The following is a 21,319-nucleotide window of genomic DNA, read 5'->3' as shown; positions in this document are numbered from 1 at the left end:
CTTGGGAAGATGCGAACAGCCACTGTCGGCCAGGACCAGATGGTCCTGGGTCAAGGGCGCAGGCATGTTGTGGGGCTCTGTCAGTTGCGGCATCGACATCCAGCTGCCCACCCAGTGCCCGTTCGTCTTCGACGGGACGGCGGAGTCGGCCGCCCAGGACGTAGTACGGCCGCCCTGTGTGTCCTCGGCACTGACCTCGGACGTCGGCACGACGACGGCGGCCGTGAGGACTCCGACGACGACCGCGCTCAAGACCGACGACCATCTGCTCATGCTCTTCGCAAGTGGCGCGCCCCCCAAGGGATCCCCGGCAGGCAGCGGGCCTCGCGCCTGCAAACCGCCATGTCTCGCGATGGTTTGAATCGGAGGGGATGCCACTGAGGCCGCATGTTGGTGGCCGTGACACTAAAGCGCCCTGAGAGGAAGCGTCAAGGGCGGGGACCTGCACACAACCGCGTCCACTCGGGGCACGGATCGGCTCACAGCCGGGAGTACTGCAACACGGTCAGCGGGGGCGTGCATCACGGCCCGGGGGCGATCCACCGACTGCGCGGCCTGGGCCTGACGCCGATCCTGCTCACCGGCGATGACAAGGCCGTCGCGGCCGCCGTCGCCGCCGAGGTCGAATCGATCGTGAGCATGCCACTGTGAGACCTCCAGCCGCCGCACCGACGACGCCGCACTCGAGTAGCAGACGCAATCCTGCTTCCAACACGCCTGTGAAAGGGGACTATTGACCAGGCCCAACCCCTGCGGCTGGGGGCATCGGGCCCAGTGATTCGTGCTCGCGGGGGCGACCGGTCGGCCGGGATGCTCACCATGAGCGAGACCATGGTCGACGACTGGTCACCGGCGGACGATCGGGCACACAACAGCACTGAGCCTGTCGGGGCGCCTGGCGCTTTACGCGCACCGATTGGCCGCGGCAGACCCCTCGATCGGGCACGTGCGCCTATGCGGGCACCTGCCTGGCTCGTTCAGACGGCGGCCAGGGCGGTTCCGCCTCGGAGTGCGATCTCCGTGGAGGGCAGCCCGGTGCTGCCGCCGTCCGCCGCTATCGGGGTCGGTCGGGGATGCCGACATTCACAGCAGTGCTGTCCGCCATCCGCCGGCCGGTTCGTCGACCGCCGCCGGGACGCACCGTGCTGTGCTCTCGGACTCCCGCACGAGGCGGTGTGTGAGGTCGTGGGGGCGGGCAGTTCGAACCATGCGGTCTTGCCCGTGGCAGTAGGGAAACTGCCCCAGGCCTCCGCGAGCAGGTCGAGGAGTTCGGCACCGCGCCCGCCCTCCGCATCGGGGCCGGCGGCGCGGCGTACCGGACGGGAGGGGTTGGTGTCCTCGACCTCGCACCGCAGGCGCGAGCCGCACACCCATAGGTTGAGCCGCAGAGCGCCGCGCGTGTGACGCAGGGCGTTGGTGACCAACTCGCTGGTCAGCAGCTCGGCGGTGTCGGTCAGCTCGCTCAGACCCCAATCACCCAGGCGCTCGATCACCACTCGCCGGGCCTCGCGGACCGAGGTCAGATCGCGAGCCAAGGGCCAGGAGGCGTCCCGGGCGATTGCCCGGCCACGGGGTGCGTCCAGCGGCCGCAGAGGTTCCAGGGTGCGTGACCACATGGCCAGATGCCGGGCGGACCATGACTCCGGGGCGATCTCCGTTCGGGGAGCACAGGACGGCTCGCTGAGCTCCCCCGGCCTTCCGGGTCGACGGGGCCGAAGCCCGGCGAACCATCCGGCGTAAGCGGTCTTGGTGAGGCCCTTGGCCAGGAAGGCCATGGGGATCAGTCCCTTCTGAACTGCTGGCGACCTGATCGCGCAAGGCGACTGTGTCCGGTGGCGGTCGAGCCGGATACGCCCCGGACCGTTCCGCTCATGTAGCACCTGCTACATGAATAAGATACATGTAGCACCCGCTACAGTAAATAGCAGACAAAAGCTGTGAGAACAGGCGTGCGGGAACAATCCCGCCCCGTGACAGCAGCTGGGAGCCTCCATGCCGCGCCCGACCGACCCGGCCAAACGACGAGACCTGCTGAACCGGGTCCGCGAGTACGTGATCCGCAACGGCCTTGCCGACCTGTCCCTGCGCCCGCTGGCCCGGGCGCTGGGCACCAGTGACCGCATGCTCCTGTACTACTTCGGCACCAAGGAACGCCTGGTCGCCGAGGCGCTCGCCCTCGACGAGAGGCGGCCGCTCCTGCGCGTCCGCGGCATGCTCGAGACGGTCGGCTCCCCCGCGGACGCAGCAGGGCTGCGTCGCTTCATGGAGGAGCTGTGGCGACAGTTCACCACCCCTGAGCGGCGCGCCGTGCTCCCCCTCTACCTGGAGGTGATGGCTGCCGGCCTGCACCACCCCGACAGGTACGGGCCGCTCATGCGCGATGCGCTCACCGAGTGGACGGACCTGCTCACAGCCGTCTTCCTCGACCTCGACATGCCGGACGAACGTGCCCGGAACGAGGCCACCCTCCTGGTCGACGCCTCCTTCGGTCTGCTCTTCGCGCCACTGGCCGACGGCGACTGGGACCGGGCCGACGCGGCCTTCCACACCCTCCTCGACCGCCTCGAACCCTGCTGGCACACCACCCGGTGAGCAGTCATCGCCACCGCCCCGCCCGCGCGTGGCGGCCCCAAACGGCCCGCACGCCAGTGCGGTTGCGGCCGAGAACCGCCGCCCTTCGGACAGAATCCGTTTCGCTTCGCCCCCCGCCCGCTGAACCGCCGGTGGATCCGGCCGTCGTGGAGTTGAGCACTGACGAGAACGCCTCGCCGGAGCGGATGAGGTGCCGGTGTTGAACTGGTTCAGGAGGCGGGCGGCGCGGGCGTCGTATTGTCCCGGCGCAAAGACGCCCGCCGTATCGACCAGCCGTGGGTTTCGGATCAGGCGGCCGGGTCCAGACGGACGCAGCACCGGCCGGGAACAGGCGCCAGGCACGCCTCATACCCGCTGTCGCCCAGCCCTTGAAGGACACCGCGCAGCAGGTGGAGGTTCATGCTGCACACCGTCTCGGTGCACTCACGGGCCAGCGCATGGAAGGGACAGTTGGCCAGAACAATGGCATCGCCATCGTGCCGCGGCTCGAACCCGTACTGCTCCAGCAGGTCGATGACGCCGGCGCCGTCCTGCCTGCCCACATGGTTGCCCAGGTCCTGGGCCCTGCGGTGCAGCACGGTCCGCGCCGGCTCACCGGTCGCCTCGGACTCCTCGACGGCCTGGGCGAGCAGCCGCCCGGCGAGCTCGTAGTGCCGCTGCGGCAGGCTGACGGACACCTGCCTAGCCGAGCGCCGGTAGAGCTTGGCCGGCCTGCCCGCACCCGGTCCTGCGCGCCCGCTGCGCCGCTCGTAGACCACGTCGAGCAGCGATTCGTCGGCCAGCCGGTCCAAATGGAATGCCGCGGTCTGTCGGGCAAGACCGAGGGCCGCTGCCGCCTCGTCCCGGCTGACCGGCCCCGGCTGACGCACCACATGGTCGTACAGCCTCCTGCGCGTCGGCTCGTCGAGAGCAGCGACGGCGGAGAGGTCGGCGTCCTGAGCGTCCTTCGGGTGGTCCACGAAGCCAGTGTAAAACCCACAGCCATTGACTAAAGAGAGAACAAGGGCTTCTATCGTTAATGAAAGTTGTCGTTAGAAGGAGGACGCCATGTCGTCCGCAACCACTTCCACGTCCGCCACCACCCGGCGGGCCATGCTCACCGACCCGGGCTACCAGGCCTTCCTGATCCTGCGCACCGGATTCACCGTGGCCCCGATCCTGTTCGGCCTGGACAAGTTCACCAACCTGCTTGTGGACTGGCCGACCTACCTCGCGCCGTGGATCAACGACCTCGTCCCGGGAAGCGCCCAGACCGCCATGTACGCGGTCGGTGTGATCGAGATCGTGGCAGGCGTCGTCGTCGCCCTCGCCCCGCGCTTCGGGGGCTGGCTGGTGGCCGGATGGCTCGCAGGCATCATCGTCAACCTGTTGAGCATCCCGGGCCACTACGACATCGCGCTTCGTGACTTCGGACTACTCCTCGGCGCAGTCGCGCTCGCGAGGCTCGCCGAGCGCTACCACGGCAAGCAGTAGCCACTCCGAGGACTCGGCTGCACTGAACGCACCCTGGCGGGTGAGCGCCACGCCGCGCCACCCGCCTTCGGTGGGGATGTCCCGGAACCGCGCGCCGAGGACGCGACCTGAAGGCCGTCGGCGTCGACACCAACAGCGAGGCCGAGCTCGGCGCGCTCAGGACGGCCGCCGAGGGCGGGCCGCCGAGCCCCGGGCCTGAGGCGTCCACCGCTGCTTACCCCACTCGGCGGCAGATGGATATGCCCAGGCTTGCCGGAGTTGCGCGATCTTGTCAAGGTTGGTGAAAGGTGAGAGCCGTCGCGGCCCAGGGCCGTATGCCTCGCCTGCCCTACGGAGGGAGAGCGACCATGACCGACAGTTCCCGTGCGCCTGGCTCGGGGGACACGAAGGTGCAGCATCCCGTCCAGGAGACACTGGCGCACCCCGTGCAGACGGTGACGACGGCAGTGGAGAAGGTCCCCGGCATCGACAGGGTCAAGGAGATCTTCGACGGCGTTCTGGACTCCGTCGGGATCGTCTCGCCGCATGCGCGGCGCGTCGCGGCGTACACCGGCGCCGGGCTGCTCGGAGTGGCCGGTGTGGTCGAGTGGCCGGTGGCCGTTGCGGGCGCCGCGGTGGTGTGGCTCACCCAGCCGCGGCCCAAGGATGTCGCGGCGGCCGAGGAAGCCGGCGGGGCCCGCACCGAAGGCCTGCGGGCGAAGCAGGCCGCCAGGTCGGCGAAGGCGTCGAAGGCCACGGGAAAGGCGAAGTCCCGCCCGGCCAAAGCCACGTCGGGGTCGGCGAAGACCCGCCCCACGAAGTCGACGAGCACGTCGGGCACGGCGAAGGCCCGCTCGTCCAAGCGCGCCGCCACAAGCGCCACGAGTGCGTCCCGCACCAAGACCGGCGGGCAGAAGAAGCCCTGACGCCGACACCGGCCTTCCATCCCATGTGACGACTATTCCACCCCCGGCCCGTGCGGCAGGCCCGCGAAGGTGAGAGATGCTGCTCCGCTTGCTGACCGGGCTGCCCGCCGTGGCCCTCCAGAGCGCCTTGGCCGTCCCCGTCGAGGCCACACGCCGGATCGCGACGCCGACCACGGACACGGCACGGATGGCCGCCGAGCTCGTGCACGCCGGTGCGCGCGGCGCCGCGAGGGGCGCGGCGGCGGTGTCGGCGACCGCGCTACGGGTCGGCAGGGTTGCCCGTAACGCGATGACTCCGCAGGTCGGTTACTGGCGCGCCGGGGCCCGGATGCACCTCGCCCTCCAGCACCATCCGGACGTGCCCGCGCCCACTGTGGAACGGCTCGAGGCCGCCGCCAGGAAGGTGGCCGTCGAGCTGGCCGAGCACCCTGACGTACTGCTCGCCTACTGGGACGGCGGCCTGGGGCGGCTGGTCGTGCAGACCACCGAGGACGCGATCGGCGAGGAGTTGGCGGACAGGGTGTCCGAACTGGCCGCCGGACATGGACTGGTGCACGTCGGCGAACAGACGCTGGAACACGCGCACCCTGGCGCCGCCGGGGGTGTACGCGCAGGCGCCCTCGCCCTGGCGTGCGACGCAGCGGGCATCGCCACCGCCTTCGCGGCACGGACGACGTTTCTGCGGCGCGCGCCGGAGATCATGGTGGCCGCGGTCGTGGTGCTGCGTGAGGACTCGCGGGTTCGCGCGGTGCTGGGCCGCGCGCTGGGCCCGGACGCGGCCGACCTGGTGCTGGCCGCGGCCCATGCCGCCGTCTGCGGGATCGGCCAGTCGCCGAGTCCGCTGCTGCTCGACGCGGCCCTGCGGACCGCCCAGTTGATGGAGTCCCTGGCCCAGCTCGAGACGTTCGACGCCGTACACGACACACTGTGCGATCCACGGCGGCTCTCGGTGGCGGGAGGCGATGTCGTACGTCCGCCGCTGCGCTCATGCCCCGGCGAGGGCTACGCCGACGCCGCGATCAACGGGATGCTGGGCGGCGCCGCCACCACACTCCTGTTCACCCGCAACCTCGACGAGGCGGCCGAGACCGTGCTGGCCGGTTCGCCCAAGGCGGCACGCTACGGCCCGGCGGCCTTCACCGCGGCACTCGGCAGTGTCCTGGCCCGGGAGGACGTCCTGGTCCGCGATCCCGAGCGGCTGCGCCGACTGGAACTCGTGGACACCGTGGTCCTGCATCCCGCGGCGCTGCGCAGCACTCGGCGTACCGTGCTCGAGGTCCACCCCAGCATGCCCGGCTGGGATCACCACCGGTTGTGGCTGGAAGCCACCGCGGCTTTGAGTACGCCCGAGGACGGAGCAACGCCCGAGGATGGAGCAACGCCCGAGGACAGACCAATGCCCGAGGACGGTGCGGCGCCGTCCGAGGGGCCGCGACTCGGCCTGCGACCGGTGCCCGATGAGACGCCCTCGTGCACGGGCGTGCCGGAGACGGGACCGGCGGACACGGGACCGGTGGACACGGGTCTGATGATCGCGTCAGTGCGCGGCGCGGACGTCGGCACCGTCCTGGTCGGCTGGGAGGTCGACCCGATGGCCGAGGCGGCGCTGGACGCGGCGCGCCGGGCCGGCCTGCACGTCGTGGTGGTGGACGACCACTCGCTCGGCGAGTTCGGGACCCTGGCCGACCAATCCGCCGAGCGCCCGTTGGCCGAGGTGGTGGCCGACCTGCAGAGCGACGGCCGGACCGTCCTCACGGTGGCGCGAGTACCGCACGAAAGGGCCGCATCCGAACGGGAGTTGAGCACGGCCGCCCGCGACGTGCTCGACGGGCTGCTCCGCAGTGACATCGCCGTCGCCGTCACCGACGAGCGCAGCGCTGTCGTCTGGGGCGCGGACATTCTGCCCCTGCGCGGGCTCGAGGGCACATGGCGGTTGCTGTCCGCCGTACCCGCGGCGCGCGCGGTCAGCCGACGGTCCAAGTTCCTCGCCGAGGCGGGCGCCACGCTCTCCGAGCTCCTGGTGCTCACCCGCGGGGCGCGGTCGCAGCGGGTCCCCTTCCCGCTCGAACTGCGGCTCAGCCCCGTCAACATCGCCACCGCCGCGGCCCTGGTGTCGGGCTGGTTCACCGCGCTGGGTGTCGCCGCCGGTACGACCCCGCACCCCAGGCCGCGGGTGCCCTGGCACGCCCTTCATCCGGAGGAGGTCATGGCCCGGCTGGCGAGGGCGTCGCGGGCCGCGCCGACCGCATGGGCGGTGGTACGGGGCCGGGCCGGCCATGTGGCGGACGCCGCGGTCACGCACCCCGCTTTCGCACCGGCGCGGTTGGGCGCGCGGCTGGCAGGAGCCGTGTGGGCCGAACTCGACGACCCGTTCACCCCCGTCCTGGTGGTCGGTGCCACCGCGTCGGCGCTGCTGGGATCCGCCGTGGACGCCTTCCTCGTCATCGGTGCCGTGGCGGTGAACGCCCTGGTCGGCGGGGTGCAGCGGCTGCGCGCCGAGCGTGCGCTGTCCACGCTGGTCACCGGGCAGCGGCGGACGGCCCGGCGCCTCGCCGACGCGTCGGCGGATGAGGCGTCCCTCGTCGAGGCCGAACGACTGGCGCTCGGCGACGTGATCGAGCTGCGCACCAACGACGTGGTGCCGGCCGACGCACGCCTGTTGGAGGTCAGCGGCTTCGAGGTGGACGAGTCCTCACTGACCGGCGAATCGCTGCCCACCCGTAAACAACTGGCCGCCGTACCGCAGGCGTCCGTCGCCGACCGCAGCTGCATGGTGTTCGAGGGCACCACGGTGGTGGCGGGCCACGCCCGGGCGGTCGTGGTGGGCACCGGCGACCAGACCGAAGCGGGCCGCGCGGCCTCCCTCGCCGCGCGGGTCCCCACCTCGGCGGGGGTCCAGGCACGACTGCACCAGCTGACCCGCCGGGTCCTGCCGCTCACCCTCGCCGGCGGCGCCACGGTGGCCGGTCTGTCCCTGCTGCGCGGCCGCCCGGTACGCACCGCGCTCCAGGGCGGACTGGCGGTCGCGGTGGCCGCCGTGCCCGAGGGCATGCCCTTGGTGGCGACGGTGGCGCAGATGGCCGCGGCACGGCGGCTCAGCAGGCTCGGGGTCCTGGTACGCACACCGCGCAGCCTGGAGGCGCTGGGACGCGTGGACACGATGTGCTTCGACAAGACCGGGACGCTCACCGAGAACCGGTTGCGGGTCGTCCGCGTGGTCGCCGCCGGCGCCGAGCACCTGGCGTCCGATGCCGACGCGGAGCCGGTCCTCCGCATCGCCGCCCGGGCATGCCCCCGCGTCGTCGAACAGGTGGGCTTCCACGCCCACGCCACCGACGAGGCCGTGCTGGCCGCCGCCCCGCGCGAGACCGGGTGGACCACCGTACGGGCCCAGCCGTTCGAGGCGAGCCGCGGCTATGCGGCCGCCGCCGGACGAGCCACTGACGCACGAACCGCTGACGCACGAACCGCCGCCGGACGAACCGCTGACGGACGAACCGCTGACGGCGACGGCCACCGCGGCTCGTCCCGCGGCGGCGAGGACTTGCTGGTCGTCAAGGGCGCGCCGGAAGTCGTACTCCCCTGCTGCATCGACGCGGATCCGGCAGCTGTCGAGACGGCGCAAGCCCTCGCCTCCCAGGGCCTGCGGCTGCTGGCCGTCGCCCAGCGCCGCCTCGCCGTGGACGAGGCGACCGAGGCACTGGACAAACCCCTCGAACTGCTGGAACTCATCGGGTTCGTGGCACTGGCCGACACCCCTCGCGCCAGCTCCGCCCCGCTCGTGGCGGGGCTCGGCGAGGCCGGCGTACGACCTGTCATGCTCACCGGCGACCACCCTGAGACCGCCCGCTCCGTGGCGGTCGCCCTCGGCTGGCCACCGGATGTCACGGTCGTCACGGGTGACGATCTGGCCGCACTGGACCGGGCGGGCCGGGCCCGTCTGCTCCGGGACTGCGGCGTCGTCGCCCGCGTCGCCCCCGAACAGAAGCTGCAGGTCGTCGAGGCGCTCCGGGAGGCGGGACGCGTCGTGGGCATGGTCGGGGACGGCGCCAACGACGCCGCCGCCATCCGCGCCGCCGATGTCGGGGTCGGCATCGCGGCGCGCGGATCGGCAGCCGCGCGCAACGCCGCGGACCTCGTGATCACCAACGACGAACTGTCGGTCCTCATCGACGCCATCGGCGAAGGCCGCGCCCTGTGGCGCAGCGTGGCCGACGCCATCAGCATCCTGCTCGGCGGGAACGCCGGCGAGGTCGGCTTCTCCGTACTGGGCACCCTGCTGTCCGGTACGTCGCCGCTGTCGACGCGTCAGCTGCTGCTGGTCAATCTGCTCACCGACATGTTCCCGGCGATGGCGGTCGCGGTGACCCCCCACGCCCCGGAACCCGCCGGTGAGGCCGCCGCAGCCGACGGCACGCCCGTGGGCCTCGCCGTCCTCGGCCGGCCGCTGACACGTCAGATCCGGCACCGTGGCCTGATCACCGGGATCGGCGCGGCCGTCGCATGGCTCATCGGCAGCCTCACTCCGGGCTCGGCGCGACGCACCAGCACGATGGCGCTGTGCGGGGTGGTCGGTGCCCAGCTCACCCAGACCGTCGTCGGACGCCGCCACAGCCCGCTGGTCCTGGTGACCGTCCTCGGCACCGCCGCCGTGCTCGTCGCCCTCGTGCAGACTCCCGTGGTCAGCCACTTCTTCGGGTGCACGCCGCTCGGCCCGCTGGCCTGGACCGGTGTGGCCTTCGCCGTCGGCACCGCCTCACTCGGGCCGTACGTACTGCCGCAGGCAGACCGTCTCCTGGCCGATCTCACCTCGCGGGTTCGTCCAGTCGTACGGTTCGTGCACTGACCGGTTCGTGCACCGACCGGATCGTGCACCGACCGGTTCGTGCACTGAGGATGCCGATCCGGATGCGCGCCCTCGGAGCGCGGGCTACGGCTTGATGTTCTGGTTCACATGGAACAGGTTGCCCGGGTCGTACACCCTCTTGACCTCGACGAGACGGTCGTAATTGCCCTTGTAGTTGGCCCTGATCCGGGCCTGGTCGTCCTCGGCCATGAAGTTGATGTAGCCGCCCTCCTCCGAGTGCGGTGCGGTCGCCTCGTAGTAGTCGCGCACCCAGGCGATGTTGGCCTCGTTGTCCGCCGGGTCCGGCCACATGCCGGCGACGACCGTGGCGAACGTGGCGTTCCGGTACGCGAAGGCCGTCGCTTCCGGTGCCACGCGGTGGCAGGCGCCGTTGATGGGGTAGATGTGGGCCGTCGAATTGACGACAGGCACGCGCGGCCCGTGCTCGAGGTGCGCCGCGATCGCCTCGTCGTCGAGCTCGGTCACGAAGTTGGCCTTCCAGTAGTGCTGCAGGCCAGGGGGGTAGAGCGCGTCGAACGCACTGTTGAGCGCGGGATACGGCATGGGGCCGACGTGTTCGGCGACCACCGGTGCCATGTCACGGAACACCTTGACGGCGCGCTCTCCCTGATCGAGGGGTCCGGCCCAGCACGCGACGATCAGGATGAACGGCTCGCCGTGCCGGTTCTCCGGGATGAACGGCAGGGGTGGGGCGATCTGGAAGCCGGGGAATCCGCCGAGTTCCTCCGGCGCCTCGGCGATGAGTTCGCGGTAGGCACGCAGAACAGCGCCGGCGTCGCCCAGTTCGTAGAGGATCGGTCCGCCGTAGATGTCCTTGACCGGACTGAGCCGGAACTCGAAGGAGGTCACCGCCCCGAAGTTGCCGCCGCCGCCGCGGAGGGCCCAGAACAGGTCGTCGTGTTCCTCCTCGCTCGCGACGAGGAACCGGCCGTCCGCGGTCACCACGTCGGCCGAGACCAGGTTGTCGCAGCTCAGGCCAAGACCCCTGGCCAGGTACCCGATGCCACCGCCGAGCGTGAGCCCCCCGACACCGGTCGTGGAGATGATCCCGCCGGTGGTGGCCAGGCCGAACGCGTGGGTCGCCGCGTTGAAGTCGCCCCAGGTCGCTCCGCCGTCCGCGCGCGCTGTCCGTCGCCCGGGATCGACCCGGACCCCGCGCATGCCGGACAGGTCGGCCACCACGCCGTCGTCGCAGGTACCGAAGCCGGGCACGCTGTGGCCGCCACCGCGCACCGCCAGATCGAGCCCGGCCTCGCGTGCGAAGTCGACCGCGGCCATGACGTCTCCGGCGTTGGCGCACCGCACGACGACCGCCGGACGGCGGTCGATCATGGCGTTGTGGACCTTGCGTGCCTCGTCGTAGGCATCGCCGTCGGGGGTGATGACCGCCCCGCGTACGCGCTCACGCAACTGTTCCACCGAGGGCTTGCCCATGGCCATCGCTCCTCGTGCGTCGCTCTTGGAGTCCCGCCCCGGCTTTGTTCCAGGCTACGCCGATGGGGCGAAGCCTCAACTCCACGACTCGACGCGTCCTCGTTCTCCTGCGACAGCTGCTTCCGGAGGTGTACGTGCGGGTCACTCCGGGCGGCCGGAACTACTGGAAGCTCAGCCGGTGCGGGTGCGAGGGGTCGGCCGGACAGGTGTGCACGCGCATCTCTCCCCGGCCGAGGTAGACACCGACCGGGTCGTTGACGCGCGGGTCATCGGCGGCATCGCGGTCCTCGACGGGGACCCAGCTCCTCGAACTGCCGTCGCACTCCCACTTGTCGACCGTCAGCAGGGGAGGCATCGGTGTCCCACACATCGCGCAGTCGACGGGAGCGGGGCCCGTGAGGTGCCATGAGACGAAGCCACCGACCTTCCAGCCCGGGGCGATCGACAGGTCGCCCATGTAGTCGACCTCGTACTCCTCCTCGGCCCGGGCCGCGGCCATGGCCGCCTCGTACTCCTCGTACGTCGCGTAACCGGTCGGTGCGGACGAGTCGTACGCGTCGTCCTCGTCCTCGTCGAGGAGGCTCTCCTCCCAGTCGGAGATCGCCTCCTGCAGCTCCTCGCTGAGCAGGCCCAGGAACTCGTGTTCCACCACCTGCTCCGGGTGCACGACGCAGACGGTGGGGACGCACTCCTCGCGGCCCGCCACCGGTGGTTCCGGCTGTTCCGTCAGGACCGTGCCGACCTCGGCCGACCGCCGCCACCGCAGCACCACGTCGATCGTGCGATCGGGGCCGTGCACCTCGAAGGGGCACCAGAACACCTGGAGCAGGTCGTGGCCCTCCGGCCCCACGAGGTCAGGGAAGTCCCGGGTGTACAGCTGGGCGACGGCCAGCATCGGCAGCGGATCCTCGTCCCGGAGCTCCGGCGCGTGCCGGCCGCGCTCCATGCCGTCGAGGAGTCGTCGCTCCTCCTCCGTGAAGTCGCGCCCCCGTGCCGCGTCCTGGATGCGTCGCCTGAGCCGCACGTCGGAGAGCAGGTGGCCCGTTCCCTTCGGGTGCACGGCGGTGCACACCGGCCACGGCTCGTCGGCCGGCCACAGTAGCGGCCCCGCCACCGAACTCTCCTCCGCCTTCGGCATGCCCTGACGGGGGTGCAGCCGGGTCGCCGTGCGGCGGTGGGCGGCGAGTGCGGGGAAGACCGCTTCGACGTCGACGGGGCGTGGGGGCGTGGTGCGGGTCATGCGCTGGTCCTCCAAGGCGGTTCGACGTCGATGCTATATCCGGGGCACACCGGTCCTGACATAGCCGGCGGGGTTCTCCAGGCTGTGCGAGAAGGTGAAGCCCTTGTTGCCGAAGGCCGTGAACTCCAGCCTGATCGGGATCGGGTTGGTGCCTTCGTAGACCGGCTTGATGTGGTACTGCACGACCTCTTTGTGCTTCGTCACCTGGTCGAAGATGACCTGTTCCACCTGGTCGCGCTGGTCCGGTGAGTTGGTGGGGTTCTGGGTCTGCGTCACCAGGTTGTGCCAGGCGAGTCTCCCCTTGCCGGCACCGCCCAGACGGTCGGCGAGCAGATGACCGCGGGCCTCGTTGAACGCGTTGCCGTCGCCCCGCCAGCCCGGCGGCTTGAGTTTGCCCGCCTCCGTGCCCTTCTTCGCGTCGATGATCTCCGGGCGAAGGCATGCGTAGACACCCGTGGGACGGCCCAGATGGTCCAGGCGGCCGTAGCGGATCGACCCGCCCCAGTCGTAGGCGTCCATCTGGCACCGCTTGGGCGCAAGACCCAGCGGATCGGTCCACACCCACGGGTTGAGGACGTACGTCGAGGGGTTGGGCGCCGGGGCCAGGCCCAGCGGGTCCGGGCTGGTGAACCGGGCAGTGTCGGGATCGTAGTGGCGGAAGTAGTTGTAGTGGAGCCCGGTCTCGGGGTCGGCGTACTGCCCGGGGAAGCGCAGTGGGGTGTAGGCGGTGGCGGAGGTGTTCCAGCCCGTGGTGCCCCAGCACGTGGAACGCCCGCGCCAGGCCGTCTCGCCTTCCGCCGAGACGAGTTCGGTGGGCGTACCGACCAGGTCTGTGACGATGGCGAAGAAGCGGGCGTCGACCTCGTCGGTCCTCAGCGTCCTGCGCTCGTACTGGGACAGCGGGCGGTGGCCCTCGTACTCCCAGGTGAGTGCGGTACCGGCGGTCTCGTCGTACTGCTCCACGAGCAGCGGACCGTCCCAGGTGAAGTGGACCGTCTCGACGGCGGTCCGCCCGTCGGCGTCCATGCGGTGCTTGGCGCTGCGGCGGCCCAGCGGATCGTAGGAGTATGTCCAGAGGGTGCCGTCCGGCGTGGTGCACGACACCAGGCGGTCCTCGGCGTCGTACGCGTACCGCCAGACGTCGGGTTTGCGTGAGATGCGCGAACGGCGGCGGACGACGACCCGGCCCGCGGCGTCGTGCTCGTAGTGGACGGCGCCGGCCGCGACCAGCCGTCCGCCGTCGTAGACGCGCGGGCCGCGGGCCGCGGCGTGCCCTGCGGTCGAAGGCCAGTCCGCCGCTGTCTGGTTGCCGGCGCCGTCGTAGGCGTAGCTCTCCTCCCAGCCCGGCGCCGCCACGGTCAGCGGCCTGCCCACCGGGTCGAGCGTGATCTGCTTGTCCCGGCGTTCGCCGCCCGCCGCCCGTTCACCGAGGGAGACCGGATACCCGTCGGCGCGGTAGACGTAGTCACGGGTACGCAGCGGGTCCGTCGATCCTGGTGTGGTCAGCGACTGGGCCACCGGCCTGCTCAGCCGGTCCCAGACCGTGGTCAGGGAGGTGGCGGAGCCCTGGGACGACCAGGTACGGGACAGCTCCCGGCCAAGGGCGTCGTGGGTGAATGCGAGCGCGTGGCCGTCCGTGGTGAGGGACACGCGGTCACCGGCCGCGTTGTACGCGAGACGGCTCACCGCTCCGGTGGGCGTGGTGCGCGAGGTGCGGCGGCCGACCGCGTCGTAGGCGTAGCGGACGGTGCGTCCGTCGACGGTCTCGGCGACGAGCCGGCCGACTTCGTCACGCTCCATGGTCAGGGTGGAGGTGGCGGTGCGGGCCTCGGTGAGCGCGCCGGCGCGGTCGTAGGAGTACCGGGTGAGGGCCCCGTCGGCGTCACGTTCCACCAGCCGGTCCATCGAGTCCCAGGTGTAGGTGACGGTGCGGCCGAGTGCGGTGGTGCGTGCGGTCAGCCGGTTCGCCGCGTCGTAGGCGTACGTTGTGGACCGGCTGTCGAAGTCGGTCTCGGAGACCAGCCGGCCGGCCGCGTCGTAGTGGTAATGCCAGCTCTGGCCGAGGGGGTTGGTCACCTCCAGCAGCCGCAGTTCGGTGTCGTAGCGCAGTTCGTGGCGGGCGCCGTCCGGTGCGACGCGCGCCACCGGCTTGTCGAAGGGGCCGTACTCCGTGGCCCAGGCGCCGCCCGCGGCGTCGGTGTGCGACAGGCAGTTGCCCTCCGGGTCCCAGGTCCACGACTCGCGGGTACCGTCGGCGGCGACACGGGTCCGCAGGCGGTCCTCGTCGTCCCAGACGAACTGCTCGCTGCCACCGGCGGGATCGGTGATCCGGGTGGGTCGGCCGCGGTGGTCGCGCTCCACACGGGTCAGCCCGCCCTCGGCACCGGTGATCTCCAGCGGCAGTCCGGCGAGGTCGGAGCGGATCCGGATCGTCGCCCCCAGGGCGTCGGTCACGGACGCGACCGCGCCGGTGCGGTCGTGGGTGAAGCGGGTCACCGACCCGTCCGCCGCCACGGTGCCGTCGCAGTTGCCCAGTTCGTCGAAGGTCTGCCGCCATACGGTGCCGTCGGCGGCGGTCACCTCCAGCGGCAGGTTCCGCTCGTCGTAGCGGGCGGTGGCAACACTGCCGTCGGGCAGTCGTACCGCGGTGAGGTTGCCGGCCTCGTCCCAAGTGAGCTCGGTGGTGTGGCCGAGCGGGTCGGTGCGGGTGAGTGGGCGGTCGTAGGGGTCCCAGGTCAGGTGGGTGGTGTTGCCCAGGGGGTCGGTCTCGGCGACGACCTGGAGACGGTCGTTGAGGTGCAGGACAGTGGTCGCGCCGGTGGAATCGGTGTAGCGGGTGACGCGATGCCCCGTGGCAGGGTGGACGTCGTAGGCGAAGCGGGAGGACAGGATGCCGTCGGGGCCGATCGTGCGGGCGACCCGGCCGTCGCCGTCGTACACGTACCGGAACGTGGCGCCGTTGCGATCGGTCCAGGACGTCACACGGCTGTCGGCGTCGTAGGTGAAGCGCATGGCCGGCCCGTCCGGACCCTCTGGGCCAGTCAGGGCGGTGAGGTGGCCGGCCGCGTCGTAGCCGTAGCCGACGACCGTGACCGGCCCCTCCGGGCCGCGTACGGCGAGGGCGGTCACCCGCGAGACGTCGGCGGAGATCTGGACGACGTAACCACCCGAGTGCGCAAGGGCCGTCGGTGCACCGTCGGGGCGGCGCGAGAAGGTGACGCGGTTGCCGTTGCGGTCCTCGACCGCAGACAGCCAGAACGCGGTGGAGGTGCGATAGGGGCTACCGGTGAAGGCGCGTATCAGACCGCTGCGCGGATCGCGGATCTCGTACGAGACCTCGTCCCCGGCCACGCCGCCGTGGACCAACGGGAGCCGGTCGCCCTCGAGCGGAAGGACGGGCTCGCCGTCGGGCCGGGGCAGGCTCGGGTAGATCAGTAGCGAGCCGTCCTCGCGGGCCCAGATCGCGCCGCCGCCGACCGGGTCGGTCTCGATGCGTTCGTCGAGGGTGGAGGCCCAGCTCCGGCCGAACCAGTGGCCGTATCGATAGGTCGAGACATGGGTGCGGCGCAGCACGAGGGGAAGCACGCCGGGCAGCGTGAGGTCCGTCTGCGGCAGCAGCATCTTGCCCGTGGCGACGTCGACCGGGTCGTTCTTGCAGACCGTCTTGTCCAAGGAGACGCCGTTCGCGCGAGGATCGCCCTTGGCGTCCTGCACGGAGTTGGGCCTCGTACGCGCGTCCTCCCCCTTAGACCTGTCGTTCGGACCGCCGCCCGGCGCCTTCCCACCGTGGTTGTCGTAGTCGCCCTTGCGCTGGCGGGCGAAGCGGTCACGCAGGTCGTCGTCCGTGTTCTTGTGGTCGACGGATATCTGCTTGACGGCCTTGGGGAGGGTCTTGCCGACGTGGTCACCCATGGTGCGCGTGGCCTTGATGAGGGCTTCGAGCGCCTTGTCGGCGACCGGGTCGATGGCATCGGCGATGGAGTCGCGGCCCCGGGTACGGCCGTGTGCGGTCTTCGCCTTGGTGAGCTTTCCGGCCGTCCTGCCGTGGATGCCGACGCTGACGCCGTCGAGCTGGGTGGAGGCGTGGTCGTGCTCGGCATGCTCGATGTGCAGGTCCTTCAGGCCGCTGCCGCCCCGCTGCCCGCCGCCCGCGGAGGCCAGGTGCATGGCGTCCTTGCCGGACTGCACGCCGTCCTTGAAGCCTTCCTTCCCGGCGTCCTTCGTCTGGTCGAGGTCGACGCCGTCCTGCAGTCCGATGGCGACGGCGCCGAGTTGGACGACGAGGTCGGCGGCCATGCCCTCCAGCGCGGCGACGGCCGGCTCGGTCATCGCCGAGACCACGTAGCCGACTGCCTCCTCGACGCATTCCTTGATGAGTCGCTTGACGACTTCCTGGGTGGCTCGCATCGCGCCGGCGCCGATGAGCGCCGACAAACCGCCCGTGACCGGAATGAGGGAGAGCGCGATCCCGGCCTCGGAGGCGAGGTACCCCAACTGCACGAGAGCCGCGGCCTTCATGCCCTCGATCGCGGTGGCGGCGAGGTCCAGGGCACCGGCAATGGTACGGGCGGCACCGGCGATGTCCTTGATGTGCTTGCCCTTGACCCTGTTCCAGTGCTCATCGAGCGCGGTCAGCGATTCGCCCTGGCCGGAGGAAAGCAGCCTTTCGAAGTGGTTGTTGGCGAGTTGCCCGTCGTCCTCCAGGTCATCGGCGAACTCCCGCAGAGCATCCGCCATGTCACGGTACGCGTCCTCATCGACGTTCGGCCAAGCGACGCCTATGAGATCCAGCAGCGTGTCCGCCCAATCGGGCACCGTGACGGCCATGCGATGTCAACCCCCGTGCAGAAGCAACCAATCACCTTCGAACATTCGTATCACCCTCGACTGACTGGTGATCACTTAGGGGGTTGCCATGCAGGGCGTGAGCGGGCGGCTGCCGTGCGGCGACGGTCCGGCAGGGAAGCTCGACAACTCCCGGACGTACAGCGGTACTTGGGGCGCAACTCAACTCGCGTACTGCGTAAGGAGTTTCGATGGGCTTTCGAGGACCACGGGGATCCCGGGGATCTTATGCCGGGACGGACACACGGCCCGGGTCGGCGAAGATCTCCTCCACGATGATGTCCGCCGCGCCGCGCACCGCTGCTGTGAAGCCCAGGGCCGAGCCGGTCACCCGGCACACCGCCGCGTCGCCCGCCACGGCCCGCTCGCGCAGTTCGCGCATGGCGGCCGGCAGGAGGTAGGGGGCGACCGCGGCGAAGTAGCCACCCAGCACGATCGCATCCGGATTGAGCAGATTGACCGGGATCGACAGGCCGATGCCGAGCCAGCGGCCGATCTCGTCCAGACCGGTCAGCGCCCGCGGGTCGCCCGCCGTGGCGCGGCGCAGCAGCTCCCCGGCCTGCTCCTGGGGGTCGTGGGACGCGGCGCCCGCCATCGTTCCGCCCTCCGCCGTGCCGCCCGCCGCCGCTCCCTCCGCCAGGTCCGGGGCGGCGAGACGCATCGCGGCGGGCAGCCCGACCTTGGTCTCCAGGCAGCCGATGCGCCCGCAGGCGCAGCGCTCGCCGGCGGGGTCGACCTGGAGATGCCCGAGTTCACCGCTGAAGCCGCCGGCGCCGCGCAGCAGCCTGCCGCCCGCGACGATGCCAGCGCCGATACCCGCCTCCCCGGTCACATAGACCAGGTCGGCGGCGCTCGACCGGCCGTGGCCGTGTTCGGCCAGGGCGGCCAGGTTGGCCTCGTTGTCGACGACGACGCTCACCTCGTCCGGCAGGGCGAGCAGATCGCGCAGCAGCCCCGCGGCCGGTACGTCCCGCCAGTGCAGGTTCGGCGCGGAGCGTACGAAGCCGGTGGCGATGTCCACGGGGCCCGGTACGGCGACACCGATCCCCGCCGTGTGGGCCCCGGCCCGGCGGGCGCCGTCGATCAGCTCGGCGGCGAGCCCGGCGAGCGTGCGGATCGTGTGCTCGGCGTCCTGGTGCGTCGCGTCGTGCACAAGGCGCCGCTCCTGCAACCGCCGGCCCGCGAGGTCCGTCGACCAGGCCGCCAGATAGCGGGAGTTGACCTCCAGGCCGAGGGCCGCCACTCCCCTGCCGTCGATCTCCAGCCGCCGTCCCGGGCGCCCGACCGTGCCGTTCTGCTGGTAGTCGGTTTCCCGCAGCAGCCGGCGCTCGATCAGTTCGGCGACGAGGCTGGAGACCGTGGCACGGGTCAGCCCGGTGTGCCGGGCGACGGTCGCCCGGGACAGCGGTCCGGCCGTACGGACCTCGCGCAGCACGCGCACGAGGTTGCCGCGGCGGACCGCCACCTGGTCGGCGGGGGCCGGCTCGTGGGAGCGAGCCGATTCGGCGGCGCTCAGTGGCACGTACTCACTCCCTAACTGCTCTCGCCTGACCGGACGGACCGACCGGGGGGGATCGCGGCTCCCGATCGACGAGGGGCCGACGACGAGGGCCAACGACTGAACGTCAAGGACCACAGGACAAGGACGACCGGTCAGAGACGACAGGCCAACCTATCCGCCGGTCAGCGGCGCACCCCGAGCAGGTGCTCCATGGCGAGCTGGTCGAGGCGCTCGAAGGCCATCGAGCGCTCAGCCGCGGCCTGCACGTCGAAGTCCTCGTAGGCGGAGGCGTCGGCGAGCAGCCCCTTGAGGCCGTCGGCAGCCGTCGGCAGAGCGAGCTCGTCGAGCCGGGACGCGACCAGTGCCTCCTGGACCTCGGCGTCGGCACGGAAGGCGGCGGCGCGCTCCTTGAGGATCAAGTAGTTGCGCATGCAGTTCTTCGCGGACTCCCACACGCCGTCGAAGCCGTCGGTGCGCACGGGCTTGAAGTCGAAGTGGCGCGGGCCCTCGTAGCCGGCCGTCTCCAGCAGGTCGACGAGCCAGAACGCCTGCCGCAGGTCGCCCGCGCCGAAGCGGAAGTCCTGGTCGTACTTGATGCCGGACTGGCCGTTGAGGTCGATGTGGTAGAGCTTGCCCGCCCACAGTGCCTGGGCGATGCCGTGCGGGAAGTTCAGGCCCGCCATCTGCTCATGGCCGGTCTCCGGGTTGACGCCGACCAGCTCGGGGCGCTCCAGGCGCTCGATGAAGGCGAGGGCGTGGCCGATCGTCGGCAGGAGGATGTCGCCGCGGGGCTCGTTGGGCTTCGGCTCGATGGCGAAGCGCAGATCGTAGCCCTGCTCGGTGACGTAGTCGCCGAGGAGGTCGAAGGCCTCCTTCATCCGGTCGAGCGCGACCCGCACGTCCTTGGCGGCACCGGACTCCGCGCCCTCGCGGCCGCCCCAGGCGACATAGGTGGTGGCGCCCAGCTCGACGGCCAGGTCGATGTTGCGGATGGTCTTGCGCAGGGCGTACCGGCGCACGTCGCGGTCGTTGGCGGTGAAGGCGCCGTCCTTGAAGACCGGGTGCGTGAAGAGGTTGGTGGTCGCCATCGGCACCTTGAGACCGGTGCGCTCCAGCGCGTCCTTGAAGCGCTTGACGGCCGTCTCGCGCTGGGCGTCCGAGGAGCCGAACGGGATCAGGTCGTCGTCGTGGAAGGTCACGCCGTACGCACCGAGCCCGGCCAGGCGCTCGACGGACTCGACCGGGTCGAGGGCCGGGCGGGTGGCCTCGCCGAAGGGGTCGCGGCCCTGCCAGCCGACGGTCCACAGACCGAACGTGAACTTGTCCTGCGAGGTGGGAGTGAACTGCTCCGGCATGGTGCGGCCCCTTGGGTGACGGCGGCTCGGAATTTGTTTGCCCTCTAACCAATACCTCATGGAAGATGTCCCGCCAAGCTCCTGACGAAGCCCCTGAGAGCCCCCGAGAGCCCCTGGGAGCACGCCACGATCCCCTGTCGACGCCAGGCATTCAGCTGATTGGCGGCGTCTTGACGGTCCCGCCCCGACGTGGACATATTTTGTTGTTCGTATGACCAAAAGGACCGGGCTCAGATGCTCGAAGCGGCCCCGACCGGCCCCCGGCTCCCTGATCGCGGTGGCCGCCGGGACGGGCGAGTGGGACCGGATCGAGGCGGTACTCGGCGATGCGGGCGGGTGCTTGGCGCGGGCGGCGCGCTGAGCCTGTCGCTCAACGATCGAGGGACGCATGGGTGAGGTGAGGCGGTCCCGATGGTCGCCCATGGAGCCGACCTGCTGGGAACCTTCGGGCAGCTACCGCAGGTCGACCCGGGCAGCATGCTGGACCTTGCGGCCAGGCGCATGCTGACACGCACCAGCTACGTCTATGACCAGCAGGAGGACGACCGCCTCGCCGGTGCCATCGCCCGAGTTCTGACTCGCCCGGACCTGACCGTGCAGACGTCGACGTCATGGCTCGACGTGGTCGAGGCCGACTTCGACGTGGTCGGCCGCAGGTCGATGATGCCGGTGTACGTGTCCAATGCGATGCGGACGCTTCGGATGCTCTACCTGCTGGCCGATCAGGGTGCCCCGCGGATTCCCTTCGGGCCGCCGCACCCCGTCACGCACCGTGAGGCGGTCAAGATCCGGCTCGCCGAAGTGCTCGCACTCGTCTTCGGGCACCCACCGGTCAAGGACTTCCCGATCAAGGGTTGATCCTTCCGTCACCAACGTGCCGGCCAGCTCCGGGGGTCCCTCCGGACGGCAACAGGCGGCAACCACTACCGCCGGCCGAGCGAGACCCCGGCCCTATGCCGGCAGCGATCCGCGGGCCCGGATCGGCCACAACCTCCGCCGGACAGGCCCTAGGTGTATTGACCCGCAGCGTTGTTGACGCGGCTGATCGGAGGTTGCCCTCCGATTGCGGTGTGGCAGCGGTGGTGGTTGTAGGTGTGGAGGAAGTCT

Annotated in this window: 13 protein-coding genes and 2 pseudogenes; 7 read left to right on the top strand and 8 right to left on the bottom strand. The window is 71.0% G+C overall.

Going from position 1 to position 21,319, the window contains the following annotated elements; all coding sequences use genetic code 11:
- The first annotated feature begins 64 nt into the window (after positions 1-64).
- Entirely contained in the window at positions 65-361 is a 297-nt protein-coding gene (locus ACWCXB_RS04700) for a hypothetical protein (RefSeq protein WP_450718997.1), read from the top strand.
- A 155-nt stretch (positions 362-516) separates the two neighbouring features.
- Positions 517-651 carry a hypothetical protein gene (locus ACWCXB_RS04695; protein ID WP_450719551.1) on the top strand — a complete coding sequence of 45 codons (135 nt, stop codon included), beginning with the start codon at positions 517-519 and terminating at the stop codon, positions 649-651.
- 533 nt (positions 652-1,184) lie between these two features.
- Here the strand turns inward: ACWCXB_RS04695 and ACWCXB_RS04690 are convergent.
- Positions 1,185-1,775: pseudogene (locus ACWCXB_RS04690) on the bottom strand (ATP-binding protein); the annotation flags it as partial.
- Between the two features lie 217 nt (positions 1,776-1,992).
- Here ACWCXB_RS04690 and ACWCXB_RS04685 point away from each other — a divergent pair.
- Complete coding sequence (locus tag ACWCXB_RS04685) at positions 1,993-2,592, top strand: TetR/AcrR family transcriptional regulator (RefSeq protein ID WP_450718995.1); 600 nt, start codon at positions 1,993-1,995, stop codon at positions 2,590-2,592.
- 287 nt (positions 2,593-2,879) lie between these two features.
- Here the strand turns inward: ACWCXB_RS04685 and ACWCXB_RS04680 are convergent, their stop codons facing one another.
- Positions 2,880-3,551, bottom strand: coding sequence for a helix-turn-helix transcriptional regulator (locus tag ACWCXB_RS04680; RefSeq protein ID WP_450718993.1), 672 nt, complete (start codon positions 3,549-3,551; stop codon positions 2,880-2,882).
- 88 nt (positions 3,552-3,639) lie between these two features.
- On the opposite strand from ACWCXB_RS04680, the gene ACWCXB_RS04675 reads away from it, so the two are divergent.
- The 3 genes from ACWCXB_RS04675 to ACWCXB_RS04665 all read left to right on the top strand — a co-directional run bounded on the left by ACWCXB_RS04675 (position 3,640) and on the right by ACWCXB_RS04665 (position 9,816).
- Positions 3,640-4,065, top strand: a complete 426-nt coding sequence (locus tag ACWCXB_RS04675) for a hypothetical protein (protein ID WP_450718991.1) — start codon at positions 3,640-3,642, stop codon at positions 4,063-4,065.
- A gap of 347 nt (positions 4,066-4,412) precedes the next feature.
- Positions 4,413-4,970, top strand: a complete 558-nt coding sequence (locus tag ACWCXB_RS04670) for a hypothetical protein (RefSeq protein WP_450718989.1) — start codon at positions 4,413-4,415, stop codon at positions 4,968-4,970.
- 76 nt (positions 4,971-5,046) lie between these two features.
- Entirely contained in the window at positions 5,047-9,816 is a 4,770-nt protein-coding gene (locus ACWCXB_RS04665; RefSeq protein ID WP_450718987.1) for an HAD-IC family P-type ATPase, read from the top strand.
- 84 nt (positions 9,817-9,900) lie between these two features.
- Here the strand turns inward: ACWCXB_RS04665 and ACWCXB_RS04660 are convergent, their stop codons facing one another.
- The 5 genes from ACWCXB_RS04660 to xylA all read right to left on the bottom strand — a co-directional run bounded on the left by ACWCXB_RS04660 (position 9,901) and on the right by xylA (position 20,212).
- Complete coding sequence (locus ACWCXB_RS04660; RefSeq protein WP_450718985.1) at positions 9,901-11,271, bottom strand: FAD-binding oxidoreductase; 1,371 nt, start codon at positions 11,269-11,271, stop codon at positions 9,901-9,903.
- 160 nt (positions 11,272-11,431) lie between these two features.
- Entirely contained in the window at positions 11,432-12,511 is a 1,080-nt protein-coding gene (locus tag ACWCXB_RS04655; protein ID WP_450718983.1) for a hypothetical protein, read from the bottom strand.
- A gap of 33 nt (positions 12,512-12,544) precedes the next feature.
- Positions 12,545-17,338 (bottom strand): DUF6531 domain-containing protein, encoded by a 4,794-nt coding sequence (locus tag ACWCXB_RS04650; RefSeq protein WP_450718981.1) that lies wholly within the window; start codon positions 17,336-17,338, stop codon positions 12,545-12,547.
- Positions 17,339-17,582: 244 nt separating this feature from the next.
- Positions 17,583-18,878 (bottom strand): ROK family transcriptional regulator, encoded by a 1,296-nt coding sequence (locus ACWCXB_RS04645; RefSeq protein WP_450718979.1) that lies wholly within the window; start codon positions 18,876-18,878, stop codon positions 17,583-17,585.
- Positions 18,879-19,039: 161 nt separating this feature from the next.
- A complete protein-coding gene (xylA, locus tag ACWCXB_RS04640) occupies positions 19,040-20,212 on the bottom strand; it encodes a xylose isomerase (protein WP_450718977.1) in 1,173 nt (390 codons plus the stop codon).
- Between the two features lie 411 nt (positions 20,213-20,623).
- On the opposite strand from xylA, the gene ACWCXB_RS04635 reads away from it, so the two are divergent.
- On the top strand, positions 20,624-21,070 hold the full coding sequence (locus ACWCXB_RS04635) for a DUF2785 domain-containing protein (RefSeq protein WP_450718975.1): 447 nt from the start codon (positions 20,624-20,626) through the stop codon (positions 21,068-21,070).
- A 149-nt stretch (positions 21,071-21,219) separates the two neighbouring features.
- Here ACWCXB_RS04635 and ACWCXB_RS04630 read toward each other — a convergent pair.
- Positions 21,220-21,319: pseudogene (locus tag ACWCXB_RS04630) on the bottom strand (IS481 family transposase); the annotation flags it as partial.

Source organism: Streptomyces sp. NPDC001514 (genome assembly GCF_053597075.1).
The sequence above is the reverse complement of the archived record's forward strand: the minus strand, read 5'-3'. Positions and strand labels throughout refer to the sequence as shown.